Origin of the sequence: Bacillus sp. BS3(2021), from assembly GCF_021043345.1 — a bacterium.
Classification (GTDB): Bacteria; Bacillota; Bacilli; order Bacillales; family Bacillaceae; genus Bacillus; species Bacillus paralicheniformis.
The window spans coordinates 856,567-876,885 of record NZ_JAJNDM010000001.1 but is presented as its reverse complement, the minus strand read 5'-3'; the positions used below and the strand labels follow the sequence as shown (position 1 = coordinate 876,885).

Genomic DNA, 20,319 nt, shown 5'->3' with positions numbered 1-20,319 from the left:
TTTCCCTCCTTAATTACGCAAAGGTTTGCCTTTTACAAGCATATGCTGCATTCTCGCCTGCGTTTTCGGTTCGCTCACAAGGCTCAGGAAAGCTTCTCTTTCCAAATTGAGCAAGTATTCTTCCGTTACTTCAGCGCCGAACGGAACCCTCCCGCCCGCGATGACAAACGCCAGCTTTTTCGCTATCTTCATGTCGTGTTCAGAGATGGCGCCGGACAGCTTTAACGATTCCGCACCGAGCAGGAGCGCCGCATAGCCGGTTTCGCCTGTCACCGGAACTTTCTTTTTCACCGGCGGACGGTAGCCGCTTTCGGAAAGTGTCAGGACGAGTTTCTTAGCATCGTATAACAAGTGATCCTGGTTGATGCTGATTTGATCCTCTGCGGTTAAGATGTTCAGCTCTTTCGCTTCTTGAGCCGAAGTCGACGTTTTTGCAAGAGCAATTGTCTCAAACGTTTTGATGGCGGCCTCCTGGATATCCGGTTTAACGCCTTCAGGCAGCCCCTTCAAGTAGTTTAAATAAAGCTCTTTATTGCCTCCGCCGCCCGGAATCAGGCCGACGCCTGTTTCAACGAGGCCCATGTATGATTCACTTGAAGCTTGAACACGGGCTGCAGGCAGACAAAGCTCAGTCCCCCCGCCAAGCGTCATCCCGAACGGAGCAGCGACGACCGGCTTGGTACTGTATTTCACTTTCATCATCGTCTCCTGGAACTGACGGATGATCATGTCAATTTCCATATAGTTGTCGTCTTGGGCTTCCATCAGCATCATCGCAAGATTGGCTCCGACGCAGAAATTTTTGCCCTGATTGCCGATCACAAGTCCTTTATAATTGGCATCTACTTCCTCAAGAGCGAATTTGAGCATTTGGATGATGTCGAGGCCGATTGCATTGCTTTTCGAATGAAATTCGAGCAGTGCGACATCATCGCCTAAATCGATCAAACTTGCCCCGCTGTTTTTCTTGATGACGCCTTTTGTTTCTTTGAGTGACGACAAATGGATCGTTTTCTTGTTTTCTTGAAGCGCCCTGTATTCGCCGCTTTCAAAACAGTAGCAGAACGTCTTTCCGTTTTCTCTAAGGTAGAAGGTCTCATGTCCTTTTGCGAGCATTTCCTTCACCCAGTCCGCGACTTTCCAGCCCTCTGCTTCAAGCTTTTGCACCGCGTTTTTCACACCGATGCTGTCCCACATTTCAAACGGACCTTCCGACCAGCCGAACCCCCATTTCATCGCCTGATCAATCGCCGTTATGCTGTCAGCGATTTCCCCTGTCAGCTCAGCCGAATAGACAAGCGTCGGAGCTGTCATGTTCCAAAGAAGGCTTCCCGCTCTGTCATCTGAATAAATAAGCGCTTTCAATCTCGCTCCTGCGCCTTTCATTTGCTTGGCCGCTTCAAGTCCCGATGTTTTTAATGTTTGGCGTTTGCTGTAGGTCATCGTCATCGGATCGAGCTCAAGGATGTCTTTTCCTTCTTTTTTGTAAAAACCTTGTTTCGCTTTGCTTCCGATCCAGCCTTTTTCGAGCATTTGTTCAATAAATTCAGGCAGCCGGAAAACGTTTTTTTCTTCGCCAGTGACTTGGTTATAGACATTTTTGGCAACGTGCGAAAATGTATCAAGCCCGACGACATCTAGCGTTCTGAAAGTTGCGCTTTTCGGGCGTCCGATCAGCGGGCCTGTAATCGAATCGACTTCGCCTATCGTGTAGCCGCCTTTCAGCATTTCCTGAACCGCGACAAGCAAGCCGTAGGTTCCGATGCGGTTGGCGATAAAGTTTGGCGTGTCTTTCGCTTCAACAACCCCTTTGCCAAGGACGTCTTCGCCGAATTTCTTCATAAAGTCCAGCACCCCGGGATCCGTTTCATCAATCGGAATCACCTCAAGCAGCTTTAAATAGCGGGCCGGGTTAAAAAAGTGCGTTCCTAAAAAGTGCTTTTTAAAATCAGCGGACCTTCCCTCCGCCATCTGCCTGACGGAGATGCCTGATGTATTGCTGCTGACGATGCTTCCGTGTTTTCTGTATTGATCGACCTTTGAAAACACTTGCTTCTTGATCTCCAGGTTTTCGACAACCACTTCAATAATCCAGTCGGCATCTTTAATTTTTTCAAAATCGTCTTCCATGTTCCCTGTGCTGATACGGCTGATATTCTTCTTCGATGTCAGCGGAGCCGGTTTTTGCTTTAGCAGCTTTTGTACGGCTGACTGTGCCAGCCGGTTGCGCACATCCGGGTCTTCAAGGGTGCGGCCTTTTTTTCTTTCCTCATCTGTTAATTCACGCGGCACCATATCGAGCAGTAACACAGGAATCCCGATATTGGCTAAGTGAGCCGCGATTCCGGAACCCATTACACCGGAACCGATAACGGCGGCTTTACGAATATGCTTGACCATGAAAGATCCTCCCCTACTTTGAATGAATACTCATTCATTTTTGCTCCAAAAAAATAAACTCTCCTGTCTTCTTTCATCTTAAAAGATTTTGGAAGCGAGTTCAATAACTTGGTGCAAAATTTCTGAAATTTTTTCAGCGGGTATTATTTTGCCGCGGTTACATGTTTCCCCGCTTTTGGGACAAACCAATAGAGAGGGAGGTGAAGGCCTTGGTACGTGAAAGAAAAAATCCATCTTCAGCCGCAGTCAGCGCCGCAAGCATAAAAGGCAATGCAGGTCCGGATTATAAAAAGGCGGATGCGGGCGGAAAACGGACAAGCCAAAACCAGCAATATAAAAAGCATAATATGGATGTTCCTGAAGATCACTAAGCCCCCTTTAAGCATCCGGTATAAATTTCCGCTGTGTTAGGAAATCTAAAAATAAACGCTAAAAGGAGGCAGACTCATGCAGCAACAGCAAGGAATGACAACACCGCCGCCAGTCATTTCAACAAAGGATCATCTGTATTTGCAGGATATGCTGAACTGGAACTTGCTCGCAATGAAAAAAGCGCATTTTATGGCGGACCAGTGCCAGGATCAGTCTCTTAAAACAGAACTCGACAGGGTCGGACAAATGCACCATCACCATTACAATGTGATATTGGAGCAGCTTCGACAAAATCAAACGCAAAACCCGTCAGCATACATGCAATAGGAGGTTAATGATGAATCAGCAAAACCAACAGAAAATCGGCAATCAGGAAACTCCTGTCCCGAAAACGAGCGCGATGAATGACAGGGATTTTGTCAACGAACTGCTGACAACCGAAAAATACATGACGGCAGCATACTCGACAGCGCTTAATGAATTAAGCCATGAGTCGCTTTACCAAGCCGTTCAGCCGCTGTTTAACGAGGCGCAAAACGTACAGCGCAGATTGTACCAGGTGATGTTTCAAAACGGATGGTACAAGGTGGAGGCAGAAGATGCCCAGAAAATCCAGCAGTCTTATCAGCAGTTCCATTCTACATTGCAAGACCAGTCGCCATATCAGCAAAACCAATAAACAAAAAATAAGCAGAGGAGTCTCCCTGCTTATTTTTTTTGATTAGCCGCTCGGTGCGCTTCATTTCGTTCTTTAATTTGACGGATTACTTCTTTTATCTCCTGCTTCGCATCCGGATAAGCTCCGTTCCAATGCTTGGCGAGGGGCGGCATGCTTTTGGCGATATGGCTGTAGATGATCCACATCTTCACCTGTTCTTTCAGTTCTTCGTCCGTTTCGCCTAAAAGCAGCTCCGTATATTTCTCAACAAGTCCATCCAGCTGCTCCTTTAGTTTTTCCACTCACGACACCCTTTCTTTACGTTTATTTCTCGGGCATGTCCTGCATTTGACACCGTTTTTGTCTGTTGCATAATACAGACAGCAAGTCGTGCGTGTCCGGTCCTCCGCATGCTGTCCGGGATAAAACCTTTTGAGAGGGTTTTCGTCCGCCCCTTCTTCAAAAAGACAGGGCTCAGCTTCATAAAGAAGAAAATGAAAATCTTGCGCCGCCCGCGCCTTGAGTTTCGGATCTTCCAGAAGCGTGTCATACATCCAATACAGATAAACGGCAATATTTTCCCAAAGAATATGCTTTGAAATCGAAAATACCCGCCGACAGGCCGCGATCAGGCCGCCAAGGTGGCACCTGAAGATATCCTCAGTCAATCTTTTCAGTTCTTCGGTGCGATCCGCTTCGATAAGCTCAGCACCTTTGTGAAAATAAAACGACGGCATCCACCCTCGATCATCGGCTTCTATCTCCCATGACACGGAAGCAGGAGCGGTTGGCAAGCGCTTTCCCCAAACCGTAAACAGATAGAAATGCAGCGCAGCCAGCATCCCGCTGCGCTTGACGAGCATTGAAGCCGCAACTTTTTGATTCGGAGCGTTCAGCCTGTCTTTAATATCTTCTACATAACGTTCTAAAAAATCCTCATCAAGGAGCTTGTTTCCTTTAACAGAGAATAAGGAGCCGGTCTGCTTCGTTCCAAGGCGAAAACGAAGCAATGACTCAAGCTCCTCTTTTGTTAAATTAAGCATGGGACTGAACCACCTGCTGGACGATGCATCTTCCTCTTCCGTACGGAATGCAGTGCGGCGTGCCGAAAAGCGGATCTTTCGTCACTTCGCAGTCCATTTCAAAAACGTCCTGCACAAGCTTGCAGTTGATAATGGATTCAGGCCGGCCTTCGGCATATATCTTTTTATCTTTAATCGCGACGAGGTGGTGAGCGTAGCGGCAGGCAAGGTTCAAATCGTGCAGCACCATCACGATCGTGCGCTTTTCGTGTTCATTTAATTCAAACAAAAGGTCCAGAATTTCAATTTGATGCGTCATATCCAAGTATGTCGTTGGTTCATCCAGTAATATGATATCCGTTTCCTGGGCGAGCGTCATCGCGATCCAGGCGCGCTGCCGCTGGCCTCCTGACAAGGAATCGACTGTGCGCTCAGCCAGTTCTTCCATTCTTGTCGCTTTCAAAGCCTTTTGCACGGCCTCTTCATCTTCCGCCGACCATTGCTTCAGCCAGTTTTGGTAAGGGTACCGCCCCTGCTTAACGAGCTGGAGAACGGTCAGGCCTTCCGGAGCCGAAGGGCCTTGAGGCAGAATGGCCAGCTCCTTTGCCACTTCTTTCGTGGGAAGTTTGGCGATGGAGCTGCCTTCGAGAAGCACTGAACCGCCCTTTGGCTTCATCAAACGTGCGAGAGACCGAAGGAGAGTCGACTTACCGCAGCCGTTGCTGCCGATAAATACGGTGATTTCACCTTTTGGGATCGTTAAGTTTAACTCATCAATAATGATTGTTTCTCCATAACCTAAGCTTAACGTTTCTGTTGAAATGGCACTCATAAATGAAATCTCTCCTTTTATTGGTTTCTGCTTTTATACAGCAAGTAGATAAAGTAAGGGGCGCCGATCGCTGCAGTAAACACACCGGCAGGCACTTCAACGGGAGAAAAAAGCGTGCGTCCGATGATGTCGGCAATCAACACAAGCAATCCTCCGATCAACGCTGCAACCGGCAAGAGGGCGCCGAATGATGAACCGACAAGCCTTCTTGCGATATGCGGGGCCATCAAACCGACAAATCCGACGGTTCCGGCAAAGGCAACGGCAATTCCGGCAAAAGCCGTGCTCAGCAGAAGGAGCAAAAAGCGGTTCCGCTGAACCGAGCTGCCCGCTCCTGTCGCCAGTTCTTCACCAAGCGTCTGAATGTTGACGTTTCTGGCGGCGGCTGCGGATATCAGCAAAAGGACAAGCGCAGCCGGCATTAAAATATTCACATCCTGCCAGTTCGATCCATATACTGATCCGGTAATCCAGACGTTCGCCTGAGACATTCTGTATATCGGTCCTTTTATCATAAACAATGTCGTCAGCGACTGGGCAAGCATCGAAAATCCGATTCCGATCAAAACGAGCCTGAAAGTCGAAGAGCCGTTTTTATATGAAAGAAAATAAACGAGCATTCCGGCGAGAGCCGCGCCGATAAATGCGGCAACCGGGAGCCAGCTGATGCTGACCGTAAGCGCATTGTTTTTATTGGAAAACAGCATTAAAAACAAGACAACGGCGACTGAAGCCCCGCCGGTCACACCGATAATATCCGGCGAAGCGAGCGGATTGCGGATCAGACCCTGAAGGATCGATCCGGCTGCCGCCAGACAGATTCCGGCAAACAGAGCGACCAAAATCCGCGGCATCCTGAAGGACATAATGATCAGGTCATCGCCCGGATCCCCCATGCCCAAAAACGTTTTCGCGACGGCGCCCGGAGAAATAAAACGTTCACCGATGCCGGCGCTGAGGATGACTGCACAAGCCGTCAACACCAATAGGATCACGAACGAAAACAGCGCTTTTTTGCCGATCAACAATGAAATGCCGCCTTTTCCGATTCTCAGCGTGCGGTAATTTTTCATTTTTGGAACCCCCTTCTCGCGATATAGACAAAAATGGGTGTCCCAATGATGGCTGTCATGACGCCGACAGGCACTTCTTCAGGCATAATCAGGTACCTTGCGCCAATGTCTGCGGTTACAAGCAGGATGGCTCCCAGCACGGCACAGTACGGAAGAACCCAGCGATGGTCGTGGCCGACGATAAATTTTGCAAAATGCGGGATAACAATACCGATAAAACCGATCGGCCCGGCGACGGCGACAGATCCCCCGGCAAGCAGGATAATCGAAACCGCCATCAACGCTTTGATCAGCCACGTTTTCTGACCGAGGCTTTTTGCCACTTCCTCCCCCATCGTTAAGACATTGATTTTCGACCCGAGTAAAAAGCTGATGATGAATGCCGACACGATATATGGAAGGACGGAGACCAAGAGGCTGAGGTCGCGCCCCTGGACAGAGCCCGCAAGCCAAAACAGCGCCTGCTCAAGAGCTGCTTCATTAACGGAAAGCATGCCTTGCGTCAATGATGAGAACAGCGCTGACATCGCCGCCCCTGCAAGCGTCAGCTTGACCGGCGTCAGCCCTTCCCTTCCGAGAGAGCCGACAAAATAGACGACAAGCGCGGCAAACGCTGCACCAAAAAACGAGATCCATGCAATCGTCTGAAGCGAACTGACGTGATAGAAAAACAGCGCTCCAACAACAAAGAAACCGGCACCCGCGTTCACGCCGAAAATTCCCGGGGAAGCAAGCGGGTTTTTGGTCATCGCCTGCATTAAAGCGCCGGCAACTCCGAGGGAAGCGCCGACAGTTGCAGCAATCAGCGCGCGCGGCAAACGCACGTTTTTGATGACAAGATGTTCATTAGAGCCGCTGAAGCCGGTAAAAGCCTTGTAGGCCATCGACCATGACGTATTCGTATAACCGTATACGATACTAGCGCAAACGGCGGCAACCAACACCAAAATAAAAGACAGTAGTGCGATTGTTCTATATTTATTCGTTCTTAAGAGCATAAATTAAAATTCTCCTAGTTTGACTGAAACATCTACTGGTTATTGTATCAGATAACATTGATCTTGAAAATCATTTTCAATTAACAATTGACAAAATTCTGATCAAAAATTATGATCAGGATGAATGACTTACATACCTAAGGAGGACACACATGAAGAGATGGTCAATTGTTGGATTTATCGCTTTGTTAGCGATTTCAATTCTTGCAGCCTGCGGCGGAGGCAAGGATGACTCTGCAAAGGGCGGAGAGAATAAAGATACGATCACCGTTAAACACGCAATGGGTACGGAAGAACGAGTGCCTGCAGACCCAAAAAGAGTCGTCGTCCTAACAAATGAAGGAACCGAAGCGCTTTTGGAACTCGGAATCAAACCTGTGGGTGCAGTCAAATCCTGGACAGGCGATCCTTGGTATAAGCATATTCAAGCCGATATGAAAGGCGTTAAGCAAGTCGGGCTCGAAGGCGAACCGAATATCGAAGCGATAGCCGAGCTAAAGCCTGATTTAATCATCGGGAATAAAATGAGACATGAAAAAATCTACGACAAGCTTGAAAAAATTGCTCCGACTGTCTTCTCTGAAACGCTGCGCGGCGAATGGAAAGACAACTTCTCCCTCTACGCGAAAGCGGTAAACAAAGAGGAAAAGGGCAAAGAAGTTTTAGAAGATTTCGATAAAAAAGTCAGCGAATTAAGCGACAAGCTCGGCGACCAGAAAAAGAAACGGGTGTCGGTTGTCAGATTTATGGCCGGCCAATCAAGGATTTACTATAAAGATTCTTTCCCGGGAATCATCTTGGATCAGCTCGGTTTTAAGTATCCGGAAAAACAGGAAAAACTGTTTGAAAAACAAGACGACAAATTTGTTTTTATGACGGAAAATAAAGAATCGATCCCTGAAATGGATGGGGATGTCCTGTTCTATTTCACATATAAACCTGCCGAAAGCAAAATAGAGGCCGAAACATGGCAAAACGATTGGACAAGCGATCCGCTTTGGAAAAAATTGAACGCTGTCAAAACCGGAAACGCCCACGAAGTCGACGATGCGATCTGGACGACGGCCGGCGGTGTCAAAGCAGCGTATCTGTTCCTTGATGACATCGAAAAATACTTTTTAAAATCGTAAGCAAAAAAGAGCATTTCCGCCGTTGGAAATGCTCTTTTGTTTATTTTCCGTGATAGATTCTTGACGTACCATCCGGCCATTTCACCCGCAGATGAAACAGGTCATATCGCTCATCAAGATTGAAAGCCTCGAGCACATTGCTGATCACGTCCTGCTTTGAATCGGATTTGGCGATCGAAAGCTCGCTTAAAACCATTTTCATTTCGTTTAAAGCTTCTTCCCCTTCGCGGTCCGCTCCGTTCAGGTGGTCTTTAATCGATGCTTCTTCCCGCTCCTGTTTGTCGTATACGGCTGTAAACGAATTGTGCTTTCCACGGCCATAGTTCACTTCCAATGCAAATGCAGCGTAAGGCACGCTTTCCACATCTGAAACAGGAGCGTTATCGGGAACGGCCTCCTTGCCTTCGGCATGTTCTTCCGCTATTGAACGGCAGCCGGTCATCAGGATCATGACGAGAGCGATAACGGCCATCCGAAATAGGTTCATACCGTTCATCTCCTCTATGCACATTATCCTTAGCTATGTCCACTTTGCGGAAACTCATTCAATCTCTCAGCGGAAGCCTTTATATCATCTCTAACAATGCTTCTGCATCACGGACAGCCGGCTGAATGGCCGCTTCCCAAAAATCCCGCTTCGTCAGATCGGCGCCGAGATGCTTCATCGCCAGTTCCTCAACAGACATGGAGGCTGTATCTTTTAAGAGCGCGATATATTTTTCTTCAAACGCCGCCCCCTCTTTCAGCGCTTGCGCGTAAATGCCAAGCGAAAACAAGTAGCCGAACGTATAAGGAAAATTGTAGAACGGGACAGACGTAATATAAAAATGAAGCTTTGATGCCCAAAAATACGGATGATACTCGCCAAGCGCGCCGCAAAACGCTTCTTTCTGAGCTTCTTCCATCAGCTCGTTCAGTCTTCCGGCGGATACGACGCCGTTTTTTCGTTCATCGTAAAAGCGGGTTTCAAATAGAAACCTCGCGTGAATGTTCATAAAAAAGGCGACGCTTCGCTGGACTTTATCTTCCAGAAGGACGAGTTTTTCTTCGTCTGAACCGGCTTGTTTTAATGCCGCATCAGCCACGATCATTTCTGCAAAAGTAGACGCGGTTTCCGCCACGTTCATCGCGTACGCCCTGTTTAGCGGTCTGACGTCCAGCATGGATTCCTGATGAAAGGCATGGCCAAGCTCATGCGCCAGCGTGGAAACGTTTGACTGGCTTCCTGCAAATGTCATAAATATTCTCGATTCCCCGCTGTCAGGAAAATTGGCGCAAAAGCCGCCCGGGCGTTTGCCTCCCCTGTCCTCAGCTTCAACCCATCTGTCTCTGAGCGCTTTTTCGGCAAAGGAGGAGAGCTTTTCTCCAAACGTTTTAAACTGCCCGGTAATAAAAGCGGCTGCCTCTTGATACGAATATTCCTTTGCCGCTGAACCGATCGGCGCTTCGACGTCATACCAGCTCAGTTTATCCATCCCAAGCATAGACGCCTTCCGGGAAAGATAGTCTGCAAACGGCTTTTTATGATCAATAATGACCTGCCACATGACATCAAGGGTTTCCTGCTTCATGCGATTGATGTCCAGGGGTTCTTTTAATACATTGTCCCAGCCTCTCGCCTCATAGACGTTCAGTCTGAAACCGGCGAGGTGATTCAGCGTGCTGCTGAGCAAATCAGCGTGCTGTTCCCAGCCGTGGTCCAAATTTTCCGATACGGAGCGGCGGATCTTTCTGTCAGGTTTAGATGTCAGGTTCTGCGCCTGTCCGACAGACAGAATTTTCGTCTCGCCATCTTCTTCATACGGGATTTGAATTTGGTCGACGATGCTGTCGTACATATCACCCCAAGCATGATATCCGTCAACAGACAAACCTTGAATCAATGTTTCCTGTTCGGAACCAAGCTTTTCCGTTACCCGCTCCCTTCTCTCATTCAAAATATAAGCGATATTGGAAATGCCTGCTTCTTGAAGGATCGCTTCCCATTCTTCATTTGAGACAACGGCAAATTTGCTGTCAAGCACGACCAGCGCCTTCTGAGCATTGGCAGCGAGCTGGGTGACCTCAAAATTAAGGGCATTCGCCTTTAAATCCGCAGTGTCCTGCGCTTGGAGACATCCGACAAAAGCGTCTGCTTCGCGGATTTTAACATCAATTGTTTCAAAAAGCGCCAGTGTTTCCTTCAATTCATCAAGACCGCTTTTTGAGACGGTAAGAGCCTCGGCAGAGCGTTTAAAAGTTGAAAGCAGCGCTTTAATTTCATTTAAATATTGACGGAACTCGACGGAGCCGCTCCCGCCTTTAAAGAAAACCTCGAGATCCCACGTATCTTTAAGTTGATGAAATGTCATTGTTCCCGTCCCCTTTCATTGGCTTGTTTCCATTATAAGATAAATTTGGCTTTTCAGGGCAAATAAAAAACGGCCGGCTTGTGAGCCGGCACGCCTCTTCCCTGATCATATTACAGCTGCCTCATCCGTTTGACCGCATAGCTGGCCGTCAATAAACCGATTAGGCCGAACACAAATAAATACAATCCGCCTTTACTTTGCGGCGGGCCTTGAACAGCATCTGTGCCGCTTGATATTTCCGCGCTGAATGGTTCTGCGATTTGCAGGGCCTGAAGCAGCCTGCCGTCCTCCCCTTTAATGTTCAGAATTCCGTCGCTGTCTACATTTTCACTTAGGGCTTCGCCTTTCTTTTTCGTCACGTATAAAGGGTTTTTCAGTTCATGGCTTGTCCCGTTCTGGTCGGTAAACGCCTCTCCCTTTTTGAGTTCTTGTGTCTCGTAATTGTGAAATCCTTCATCCAGAAGCGTTTTTGTATCGCTGTACATCATTTTCTTGCTATCGGCCTTCATGATGACGGCGATTAAATTAAGGCTGCCCCGTGTTGCCGTTGTGACAAGGGTATGCTTTGATTCATCCACAAATCCTGTTTTGCCGCCGGTTATTCCTTTGTAAGGAATCTCACCTGTCAGCATTCGGTGATGGTTTTTCAGCGTCGTGTCCCACGTCTGTCCGTGCCATGACGTTTGCTTTTCCGAAAAAAGCGCTCGAAACGTTTTGTTTTTCATTGCGTACTCGGTAATTCTCGCCATGTCGGCGGACGTCGTATAATGATTTTTGTCAAACAGTCCGTGAGGATTCACAAAATGAGTGTCATGCACTCCGGCATGCTCAGCAATAAACGCGTTCAAATCATCCGCAAACTGTTTCACGCTTCCGCTGACATGTTCGGCGATCGCCGTTCCGGCGTCATTTCCCGAATTCATCAGCAGCCCTTGGAGCAGCCGTTTTAATGGAACCGACTCCCCCGCTTCCAGATATACGCTTGATCCTTCCGTTTGAGCAGCATTTTTGCTGACTTTCACACGATCTTCTAGATTTCCGTTTTCTATTGCATAAATCGCCGTGGCAATTTTTGTAATGCTGGCCGGGTACATTTTTTTGCGGCTGTTTTTTTCATAGAGAACCTGCCCCGATTTCCCATCGATCAATATGGCGGAAACACTTTTAATTTCCGGTTTGTTTTTTTCTCCTGCTTGAGCCGAGCTATGAAAAAACAGCGTCAGACATAGTACAATAATGAACAGGAGGGATCGTTTAACATTCATCGTGTCACCCTGCCTTCTTTCTCTCTTGCGTTTTTTTATAAAAAATAGGTCTTTTAGCACTTTTTAAATTTTATCAATGATAAACTGCCGCTGACAAGCCTTTTTTTGTCAACAAGCCAAAATTTTGAATGGAGGAAACTCATTGAATAATAAAATCGCCATCGTAACAGGCGCGACGAGCGGATTTGGTTTATTGACCGCTTTAAAACTCGCCGGCACTCATTTCGTCATCGCAACGGCGCGCCATCCCGAAAAAGCGGAAGCTTTACGGAACCGCATAGCGGAGCTTTCGATCGATTCATCGATTGCCGTCACTGAACTAGATGTCACAAACGAACAATCGATTTCAACATTTACCGAAGAGCTGAAACCGTACGGACAGATAGACGTTCTCGTCAATAATGCAGGAACGGCATACGGCGGATTTGCTGAAGAGCTTTCTCTTGACGACTACAGAAAACAGTATGAGACAAATGTTTTCGGCCTGATGGCGGTAACGAAAGCGATCCTTCCTTATATGAAGAAACACAGCGGCGCCAAAATCATTAATCTGAGCAGTATCAGCGGACAGATCGCTTTCCCCGCTTTCTCGGCATATGCTTCATCAAAGCATGCGGTTGAAGGCTTTTCAGAAAGCCTCCGCCTCGAACTCCGCCCATTCGGAATCGATGTGGCCGTCGTCCAGCCGGGATCGTATCAGACGGCGATTTGGGAGACATCATTTGCCGCCCAGGTCACTGCACCTGAAGCCGAATCACGGTACAGTACATATTTTGAGCGAATCTCCGCCTACATTGCGGCGAACCGCCAACATTACGGAAACCCTGATGATGTGGCTGAACTGATTTGCCGCCTCGCTGTAAAAAAGCGGCTGAACAGGCTGCGCTATCCGATCGGCAGGGGCGTCCGCCTCATGATCCTCCTCCACAGCGCCCTGCCATGGAGGATTTGGGAACGCGCGGTCATTAAAAATTTGTTTAAATAAGGTTATTTAAAATAATTATAATTTAGTATTGATTTTAATCTTATATTTGTTATAATATAATTAACAAATGAAAACACGAGGAGGAAATATCACATGATCTCTCAACAATTAAAACAGCAAAATCCTGTACTTGAAAACTCAATGAATACGAATTTGTCCAACTGGTTCATTCTCTACACGAAGCTTCACCGTTTTCACTGGTATGTAAAAGGGCCGCAGTTCTTTACCCTTCATGAAAAATTCGAAGAGCTTTACAACCATGCCGCAGAAACGGCAGATGTGGTCGCGGAACGCTTGCTGGCCATCGGCGGACAGCCGCTTGCCACAATGAAAGAATACCTTGACCACGGCACAATCGAGGAAAACGGATCCGAAAAAACGGCCGAAGAAATGGTTTCCGCACTTGTCAGCGATTACCGTCAAATCCGCGATGAAATTCAGCATACCATAGAACTGGCGGAAGAAAAATCAGACCATTCTACCGCTGACCTTTATATCGCCCTGACAGAGGAAATTGATAAGCAAATTTGGATGCTTAGTTCATTTTTGGACAAGTAATATGAAAAAGCCATGGCAGACGCCATGGCTTCAGATTGTTGACAAAATCCCAAAACGGCTTTTAGTTTTGGGATTTTGTCATCCTTTCAGCGTGACCCTCAACCCTTGCAGTCTAGGAAAGCCGAGCATCGGAAGCTGACTTTCACAGGATGTGATGACGGCGGCGTTTAGGCAGGACGCCTGGGCGGTTAGCCGCCGATCCTTCCTCTATTCGTGAGCACCGACGCGCAGGCTTGACAACGAATGCGAGGGTTTGGCGACACGCTGAAAGCCATGGCAGACGCCATGGCTTTTATTTATGATTTGCTTTTCGCAAGCTTTGCTTTCATTGTTGTTTGCTTTCCGTTTCTCAGCACCTCAAATGTGACGGTATCTCCTGCTTTTGCTTCAGTATAAAGAATTTTTCTGAGATCTGAAGTGGTTTCGACGTTTTTGCCGTTCATTTTGGTAATGACGTCGCCGGCTTTCATGCCAGCATCAGCCGCAGGCGATTTCGGCGATACTTTATCGACGTACACGCCTTTATTGAGCTGGTCTCCGAAAAGGCCAAGCGTATTTTGCTGATACTGTTCCGGCACCTGCTGCATATCGATCATTTGCACACCCAGGAAAGGCCGCTCCACTTTTCCTTTTTGCAAAAGCTCGTCAACGATCGGCTGAACATCATTGCTCGGAATCGCGAAACCAAGTGATTCAACACCGCTTTGGCTGATCTTCAGGCTGTTGATGCCGATGACCTGCCCGCTGCTGTTAATCAGAGGGCCGCCGCTGTTTCCAGGGTTGATCGCCGCATCTGTCTGAAGGACGTTCATATCCCAATTCCCTTCAGATGTGGAGACTTCAATTGTCCGGTTGACACCGCTGATGATACCTTCTGTAACCGTTCTTGAAAATTGAAGGCCAAGAGGGTTCCCGATCGCGATTACTTTTTCACCGGCGCGAAGTTTTGCGGAATCTCCGAAACTTGCAACCTTATCAACGCCTTTGCTGCTGATCTCTAAAACAGCCAGATCAGTCAAAGCGTCACTGCCGATAATCTTGGCATCCGCTGTCTTACCGTTGTATAAGGAGATGGTTACCTTCGAAGCGCCTTCAACGACATGGTTGTTTGTAATAATGTAGGCCTTGCCGCCGTCTTTCTTAAAGACGACGCCTGATCCCGTGCCGCTTTCCTCCACGTCGTCCTCAGAGAAGCCGAAGCTCGTTTGAATATTTGAAACGCCGACGATTGCAGGCTCCAAATCTTCCACCATATCAGGCACGTTATCTGCGTTTGTGACAGGTTTTGTGTTGAAATTCTGCGACTGCTTTGGCTCTGTCTGTTCGGTTCCGGCGGTTTCGCTCGGATGATCGCCCGGAAGATACGGAGAGATTCCAAGCACTAAACCGCCCCCGATGATGCCGCCCAAAATCGGGCTCAGCCACGAAGCCTTACGCCGCTTTTCTTTTGCCGCTCTCGTTTCCTTGGCATCTTCCAGGGCTGCAGCGGTTTCTTTATTCGTAAGATCTGACTGATCATCTGTATCTTTCTTTAAAATCAGCTCGGGCTCCTTTGCCGGCTGTTCTGACTGCTGCTCCTCAGAACCTGCCGTTTGCGGCGTCTGCGCTTCTTCGCGAAGCTGCTCTTCATTTGCATGTTTTTGTTCGTCATCGCGTCTAAAATCCATAAGCGTACACTTCCTTTATTTTTCTTGTCTTCAACTATCGCAAATGGCATAAAAGCTTTAACATCCACAAAAAAAGAGACCCGGCCGTCGTTCACTCTGTTTTCATTCCCTTTCTTCCCTGATGAGTATGTTACGAAAACATTGTGGGATAAAAATGAAAAGAATATGTGAAATTATGAAAATTGACCAGACTTATGTTAAAACTAGTATAATGACGTAGAAAGGATGTGAACCGCCCTTGTCATACTCCATTTATCTAGTTGAAGATGAAGAGAATTTAAATGAATTGCTGACAAAATACTTAGAGAGTGAAGGCTGGCACGTCACTTCTTTTCTAAACGGTGAAAGTGCCAGGCAAAAAATAGGCCAGTCACCTCATTTATGGATTCTCGATATCATGTTACCAGATATCGACGGGTATACGCTAATAAAAGAAATAAAAAATCATGATCCGGAAGTCCCCGTCATTTTTATTTCTGCACGCGATGCCGATATTGACAGAGTGCTGGGGCTTGAGCTGGGCAGCAGTGACTATATATCTAAGCCGTTTCTCCCCAGGGAACTGATCATCCGCGTACAAAAGCTGCTCAAGCTGATATATAAAGAAGAACCGGGAGAAATGAAAAAAGGAACGCCGGTTTCCTGCTATGAAGTCTATGAAGACTTGAGAGAAGTCTATGAAAATGGCAGCATGATCAATTTGACGTCAAAGGAATTTGATCTTCTGCTTCTATTTATAAACAACAAAGGCCGCGCCTTTTCAAGGGAGGATATCCTCACCAGCGTCTGGGGAGACGATTACTTCGGAACCGACCGCGTCGTTGACGATCTTGTCAGAAGGCTGCGCAAGAAAATGCCCGAACTGAAAGTGGAAACCATCTACGGGTTCGGCTACAGGATGTTGAAATCATGAAGAACAGGTCGCTCGCCTTTCAAATTTGGAGTGTCATTTGCGGCATCCTGTTAACGGTCTCGATTTTGCTGACGTTTTTATTCTCGACAACACTGCAGAACTTTTTTACTGACGAAATTTATACGAACATTGAAAATGAGCAGCATGTTCTGACAGAATACGGATTTTCCGATTCACCGGAAAGAGGCTTCGGCGGAAGCAGCGGCTCACGAAGCACAAACCGCCACGTTCAGCACGTCCTGCTGCCTGAGAGAGGAACCGTCTACCAAAGCCCGCAGATTCTCCCTGATTCATTTATCGAGAAGGTTCAGAAGCTCGGCAAAAGACAGGACGAGTCCTCAAAAAGGTATTCGGAGAATGTCAACGGAGAGCACATTTTCTTTGTGCTCAAAAAAATCCAGACCCAGGACCAGACGTTTCTGCTATTGTCCTATGCGCTTGATTCATACAGGGACGATTTGTCCCATACGCTGTTTAAGCAGCTGCTGTTTATTTTGATTGTCGTCATTTTGCTGAGCTGGATTCCTTCCATCTGGCTGGCGAAATATTTATCAAGACCGCTCGTCACGCTTGAAAAACACGTCAAACAAATCTCTAAACAGGACTGGGATGATCCCGTGATTGTCGACAGGGAAGACGAAATCGGCAAGCTCGGACACACCATTGAGGACATGCGGCAAAAGCTCATCCAGAAAGATGAGACAGAACGCACCCTCCTGCAAAACATCTCCCACGATCTGAAAACGCCGGTCATGGTCATCCGCGGGTATACCCAATCGATCAAAGACGGCATCTACCCTAAAGGAGATTTGGAAAACACGATTGAAGTCATTGAAGGCGAAGCTGAAAAACTTGAAAAGAAAATCAAGGATCTTCTTTATCTGACAAAGCTTGATTATTTGCTGAGACAAGAAAGACAGTACGGAACTTTTGATATACAAGAGGTCATTAAAGAAGTTGTTGAACGCTTGAAATGGTCCAAAAAAGAATTGAACTGGAAGATTGATCTTGAAGAGGAAACAATGTTGACGGGCGATCAAGAACAATGGAGCAAGCTGTTGGAAAACGTTCTTGAAAACCAGATCCGCTATGCGGAGACATGCATTGAAATCAGCGTCAGGTCGACGAAAAAACATACGTTGATCACCATTAAAAATGACGGACCACACATTGAAGAAGAGATGCTTTCCAGCCTGTATGAGCCTTTTAATAAAGGGAAGAAAGGCGAATTCGGCATTGGACTCAGCATCGTTAAACGAATCTTGACGCTCCACCATGCTGACATGACCATTCGGAATGATCAAACCGGTGTGTGCTACTCAATATCCGTTCCGCGAAATTAGACTGTAGACGCTGCAGTCTTTTTTCATATAAACGAATAGCCGTTGAAATCCCGATAGCTGGGCTTCATCGTGCTTTTCGGCTTTTTCATCCATTTCTTTTCGCACAGGACATGCTTTGGATATTTGACTTTGTCCACCTTAATTCCCCTGCTGCGCAGACGCCTGATCATATCATCGATTTCTTTCATCAACCTTCACCCTTTCTCCACAAATTTTGACCACTCGGTCACCTTACTTTATAATATAAATAATATCAAACAAAAAAACAAGTTACAATCTAGTTAAAAATATAACGGAGCAGAAAAAGTGACCCGCCAGTCACCACGGTCCGCCGAAAGCCGCTTTCGGGTTCGATCTTTCAGGAAGGTGAAAGCAATGAAACAAAAAGAGAAAGTCATTATTGAAACAGCCATCAAACTTTTCGCAAAAAAAGGATACAGCTCTACTTCAGTTCAGGAGATTGCAAAAGAGTGCCAAATGTCAAAAGGCGCTTTCTACATTTATTTTAAATCAAAGGAAGCGCTCCTCCTTTCAGTCCTTCACTACTACTATGAAAGAATCTTTACCCGAATTCAGAAAATCAAAACGGAGCATGACCATCCGCGCGATGTGTACCGGATGCAGCTCGTCGTTTTTTTCGAAAACATTTTGGAGCACAAAGAGTTTATCACGATGCAGTTTAATGAGCGGTCAATGCCGATCAATGACGAAATTGAAGCGTTCGCGAAAAAAATGCGGAGAACCACGCTCAGGCTGCACATCGAAAACATCCAGAACATTTACGGCAAAGACATTGAACCGTACAGCGCCGAACTGTGCTTTATGATCAACGGAATGAGCGATGTCTATCTTGAGCTGATGATTTTGCTGCACCATTCGTTCGACCTGCAGTCTCTCGCCGACCACATGCTGAACCGCCTCGACGATTTGGCAAAGGGGATGATCAAGCGCAATGATCAGCCGCTGATTTCATTCGAAAAAGCAGACGAGTGGTTCGGTCCCTTTTACACATTTGATCCGCTGAAGGACGCCCTCCTCAATGAAATGCGGATCAAAGCGAACAAGCAGTACAACGGGGCTCCTCCTGCCGACCTTGCCGAAAGCCTGGATATTCTGGAAAAAGAGCTTAGAAAAGAAAAGCGCAAAAACGCCATCATCAAAGGCATGATATCCAACTTGAAGGAATATGATGCGATTCGAAAAGAAACGGACAAACTCGCTGAATTGATCAAAAAAGACATGCACCATCCGCACGGATGATTCGCAAAACAAAACCGGCTGCAATACATGCAGCCGGTTTGTTGATTATGCTTTCGGTTTCACCATTTCTTCAGGTTTTACAACTTCGTCGAACTGCTCCTCTGTTAAAAGGTTCAGTTTGAGCGCCGCTTCTTTCAGCGTCAGCCCTTCTTTATGGGCCAGCTTCGCGATTTTCGCCGCATTTTCGTATCCGATATGCGGGTTTAAAGCCGTAACCAGCATGAGAGAATTGGTCAGGTTCTTTTCAATTGTTTCCCGATTAGGCTCGATTCCCACGGCACACTTGTCATGGAATGAATTCATGCCGTCGGCAAGAAGCTGAACGGATTGCAGGAAGTTGTATATAATCACCGGTTTAAAGACGTTCAGCTCAAAGTTCCCCTGGCTCGCGGCAAAGCCGATCGTTGCGTCATTCCCCATGATTTGGGATGCGACCATTGTCAGCGCTTCGCTTTGCGTAGGGTTTACTTTTCCAGGCATGATCGAGCTTCCCGGCTCATTTTCCGGAATAATCAATTCGCCGATTCCGCAGCGCGGTCCGCTTGCAAGCCATCTGACATCATTGGCGATTTTCATGAGATCTGCTGCAAGCGCTTTAAGTGCGCCATGAACGTGTGTCAGTTCATCATGGCTTGTCAGCGCATGAAACTTATTAGGCGAGCTTTTGAATGTCTGTCCGGTCAAGGCGCTGATCTCTCCGGCAACAGTGCTTCCGAATTCAGGGTGAGCATTAATGCCTGTTCCCACGGCAGTTCCGCCGATGGCAAGATCGCGGATTTTGTCAGCCGATTCAAGGATCATCTCTTTAGAACGGTCCAGCATGTATACCCAGCCGCTGATTTCCTGTCCCAATGTCAGCGGTGTCGCGTCCTGCAAATGAGTGCGGCCGATTTTGACAATGTCTTTGAACGCTTCAGCTTTTTCATGCAGCGTGCCTCTCAAGCGGTCAATCGCCGGGATCAGTTTATCGTGAATCGCGAGGACAGCAGCCACGTGCATCGCTGTCGGGAATGTATCGTTAGAGCTTTGGCTGCGGTTGACATCATCATTCGGATGAATCTTCAGGCTTGAGCCTTTTTCCTGCAAATAAGCCGTTCCCCTGTTTGCCACGACTTCATTCATATTCATGTTGCTCTGTGTTCCGCTCCCGGTCTGCCAGACGACCAGCGGAAAATGGCTGTCATACTTTCCTTCTAAAATATCATCGCATACGGAAACAATCGCTTCCTTTTTTTCCGCTTCAAGATTGCCAAGCTTTTCATTGGCAATCGCGGCGCTTCTTTTTAGGATTGCAAACGCATACACAATTTCCTGCGGCATTTTCTCAGAACCGATTTTAAAGTTCTCCTTGCTTCTTTGGGTTTGAGCTCCCCAAAACTTATCGGCGGGAACCTTGACTTCACCCATCGTATCTTTTTCAATTCTGTAATCCACTTTCGAATCCCTTCCTTCTCTCAATCTGCAATAATCTATATTTCGATAAAAATCGATA

At 47.2% G+C, this 20,319-nt stretch carries 21 protein-coding genes; 9 read left to right on the top strand and 12 right to left on the bottom strand.

All coding sequences use genetic code 11. The features are described 5' to 3' along the window. Positions 1 to 9 precede the first annotated feature (9 nt). Entirely contained in the window at positions 10 to 2,400 is a 2,391-nt protein-coding gene (locus LQ247_RS04285; RefSeq protein ID WP_075212654.1) for a 3-hydroxyacyl-CoA dehydrogenase/enoyl-CoA hydratase family protein, read from the bottom strand. 209 nt (positions 2,401 to 2,609) lie between these two features. Between LQ247_RS04285 and LQ247_RS04280 the strand changes: the two genes are divergently transcribed. The 3 genes from LQ247_RS04280 to LQ247_RS04270 all read left to right on the top strand — a co-directional run bounded on the left by LQ247_RS04280 (position 2,610) and on the right by LQ247_RS04270 (position 3,451). Then, positions 2,610 to 2,771: a YuzL family protein gene (locus LQ247_RS04280; protein WP_020452884.1), complete on the top strand. Its 162-nt coding sequence runs from the start codon at positions 2,610 to 2,612 to the stop codon at positions 2,769 to 2,771. 76 nt (positions 2,772 to 2,847) lie between these two features. Continuing rightward, on the top strand, positions 2,848 to 3,099 hold the full coding sequence (locus tag LQ247_RS04275; protein ID WP_023856221.1) for a hypothetical protein: 252 nt from the start codon (positions 2,848 to 2,850) through the stop codon (positions 3,097 to 3,099). Between the two features lie 10 nt (positions 3,100 to 3,109). Further along, the gene (locus tag LQ247_RS04270) at positions 3,110 to 3,451 is read left to right on the top strand and encodes a spore coat protein (protein ID WP_009329552.1); all 342 of its coding nucleotides are present in this window, start codon (positions 3,110 to 3,112) and stop codon (positions 3,449 to 3,451) included. 29 nt (positions 3,452 to 3,480) lie between these two features. Here LQ247_RS04270 and LQ247_RS04265 read toward each other — a convergent pair whose 3' ends face one another. From LQ247_RS04265 to LQ247_RS04245, 5 genes are read right to left on the bottom strand one after another with little or no spacing between them, the layout of a single operon-like run. Continuing rightward, entirely contained in the window at positions 3,481 to 3,732 is a 252-nt protein-coding gene (locus LQ247_RS04265; RefSeq protein WP_020452886.1) for a YusU family protein, read from the bottom strand. Beyond that, positions 3,733 to 4,473, bottom strand: a complete 741-nt coding sequence (locus LQ247_RS04260; protein WP_231005607.1) for an IucA/IucC family C-terminal-domain containing protein — start codon at positions 4,471 to 4,473, stop codon at positions 3,733 to 3,735. After that, a complete protein-coding gene (locus LQ247_RS04255; protein WP_020452888.1) occupies positions 4,466 to 5,284 on the bottom strand; it encodes an ABC transporter ATP-binding protein in 819 nt (272 codons plus the stop codon). The genes LQ247_RS04260 and LQ247_RS04255 overlap by 8 nt, the downstream gene beginning before the upstream one ends. Before the next feature lie 17 nt (positions 5,285 to 5,301). Next, complete coding sequence (locus tag LQ247_RS04250; protein ID WP_035400297.1) at positions 5,302 to 6,357, bottom strand: FecCD family ABC transporter permease; 1,056 nt, start codon at positions 6,355 to 6,357, stop codon at positions 5,302 to 5,304. Next, positions 6,354 to 7,355, bottom strand: a complete 1,002-nt coding sequence (locus LQ247_RS04245; RefSeq protein WP_231005606.1) for a FecCD family ABC transporter permease — start codon at positions 7,353 to 7,355, stop codon at positions 6,354 to 6,356. Before LQ247_RS04245 ends, LQ247_RS04250 begins: the two co-directional genes overlap by 4 nt. Before the next feature lie 152 nt (positions 7,356 to 7,507). Here LQ247_RS04245 and LQ247_RS04240 point away from each other — a divergent pair, with 152 nt between their 5' ends. After that, the gene (locus LQ247_RS04240) at positions 7,508 to 8,485 is read left to right on the top strand and encodes an ABC transporter substrate-binding protein (RefSeq protein WP_231005605.1); all 978 of its coding nucleotides are present in this window, start codon (positions 7,508 to 7,510) and stop codon (positions 8,483 to 8,485) included. 40 nt (positions 8,486 to 8,525) lie between these two features. Here the strand turns inward: LQ247_RS04240 and LQ247_RS04235 are convergent, their stop codons facing one another. From LQ247_RS04235 to LQ247_RS04225, 3 genes are all read right to left on the bottom strand, one after another. After that, positions 8,526 to 8,972 (bottom strand): YusW family protein, encoded by a 447-nt coding sequence (locus LQ247_RS04235; RefSeq protein ID WP_020452892.1) that lies wholly within the window; start codon positions 8,970 to 8,972, stop codon positions 8,526 to 8,528. Between the two features lie 79 nt (positions 8,973 to 9,051). After that, positions 9,052 to 10,836, bottom strand: a complete 1,785-nt coding sequence (locus LQ247_RS04230) for a M3 family oligoendopeptidase (RefSeq protein ID WP_231005604.1) — start codon at positions 10,834 to 10,836, stop codon at positions 9,052 to 9,054. A gap of 110 nt (positions 10,837 to 10,946) precedes the next feature. After that, a complete protein-coding gene (locus LQ247_RS04225) occupies positions 10,947 to 12,101 on the bottom strand; it encodes a D-alanyl-D-alanine carboxypeptidase family protein (protein WP_026580086.1) in 1,155 nt (384 codons plus the stop codon). A 142-nt stretch (positions 12,102 to 12,243) separates the two neighbouring features. Between LQ247_RS04225 and LQ247_RS04220 the strand changes: the two genes are divergently transcribed. Further along, the gene (locus LQ247_RS04220; RefSeq protein WP_231005603.1) at positions 12,244 to 13,086 is read left to right on the top strand and encodes an oxidoreductase; all 843 of its coding nucleotides are present in this window, start codon (positions 12,244 to 12,246) and stop codon (positions 13,084 to 13,086) included. A gap of 93 nt (positions 13,087 to 13,179) precedes the next feature. Continuing rightward, positions 13,180 to 13,644: a Dps family protein gene (locus LQ247_RS04215; RefSeq protein WP_020452896.1), complete on the top strand. Its 465-nt coding sequence runs from the start codon at positions 13,180 to 13,182 to the stop codon at positions 13,642 to 13,644. Positions 13,645 to 13,940: 296 nt separating this feature from the next. Here the strand turns inward: LQ247_RS04215 and LQ247_RS04210 are convergent, their stop codons facing one another. Continuing rightward, the gene (locus LQ247_RS04210; protein WP_095292314.1) at positions 13,941 to 15,311 is read right to left on the bottom strand and encodes a S1C family serine protease; all 1,371 of its coding nucleotides are present in this window, start codon (positions 15,309 to 15,311) and stop codon (positions 13,941 to 13,943) included. A 238-nt stretch (positions 15,312 to 15,549) separates the two neighbouring features. On the opposite strand from LQ247_RS04210, the gene LQ247_RS04205 reads away from it, so the two are divergent. Then, on the top strand, positions 15,550 to 16,224 hold the full coding sequence (locus tag LQ247_RS04205) for a response regulator transcription factor (RefSeq protein WP_023856226.1): 675 nt from the start codon (positions 15,550 to 15,552) through the stop codon (positions 16,222 to 16,224). Then, entirely contained in the window at positions 16,221 to 17,567 is a 1,347-nt protein-coding gene (locus LQ247_RS04200; RefSeq protein WP_026580088.1) for a sensor histidine kinase, read from the top strand. Before LQ247_RS04205 ends, LQ247_RS04200 begins: the two co-directional genes overlap by 4 nt. Before the next feature lie 23 nt (positions 17,568 to 17,590). Here LQ247_RS04200 and spxO read toward each other — a convergent pair whose 3' ends face one another. Next, positions 17,591 to 17,755, bottom strand: a complete 165-nt coding sequence (gene spxO / locus LQ247_RS04195) for an anti-adapter protein SpxO (RefSeq protein ID WP_095323667.1) — start codon at positions 17,753 to 17,755, stop codon at positions 17,591 to 17,593. A 187-nt stretch (positions 17,756 to 17,942) separates the two neighbouring features. Here spxO and LQ247_RS04190 point away from each other — a divergent pair, with 187 nt between their 5' ends. Beyond that, the gene (locus LQ247_RS04190; RefSeq protein ID WP_101561491.1) at positions 17,943 to 18,827 is read left to right on the top strand and encodes a TetR/AcrR family transcriptional regulator; all 885 of its coding nucleotides are present in this window, start codon (positions 17,943 to 17,945) and stop codon (positions 18,825 to 18,827) included. Positions 18,828 to 18,872: 45 nt separating this feature from the next. Here LQ247_RS04190 and fumC read toward each other — a convergent pair whose 3' ends face one another. Further along, the gene (fumC, locus tag LQ247_RS04185) at positions 18,873 to 20,261 is read right to left on the bottom strand and encodes a class II fumarate hydratase (protein WP_095292311.1); all 1,389 of its coding nucleotides are present in this window, start codon (positions 20,259 to 20,261) and stop codon (positions 18,873 to 18,875) included. Between the last annotated feature and the right edge of the window lie 58 nt (positions 20,262 to 20,319).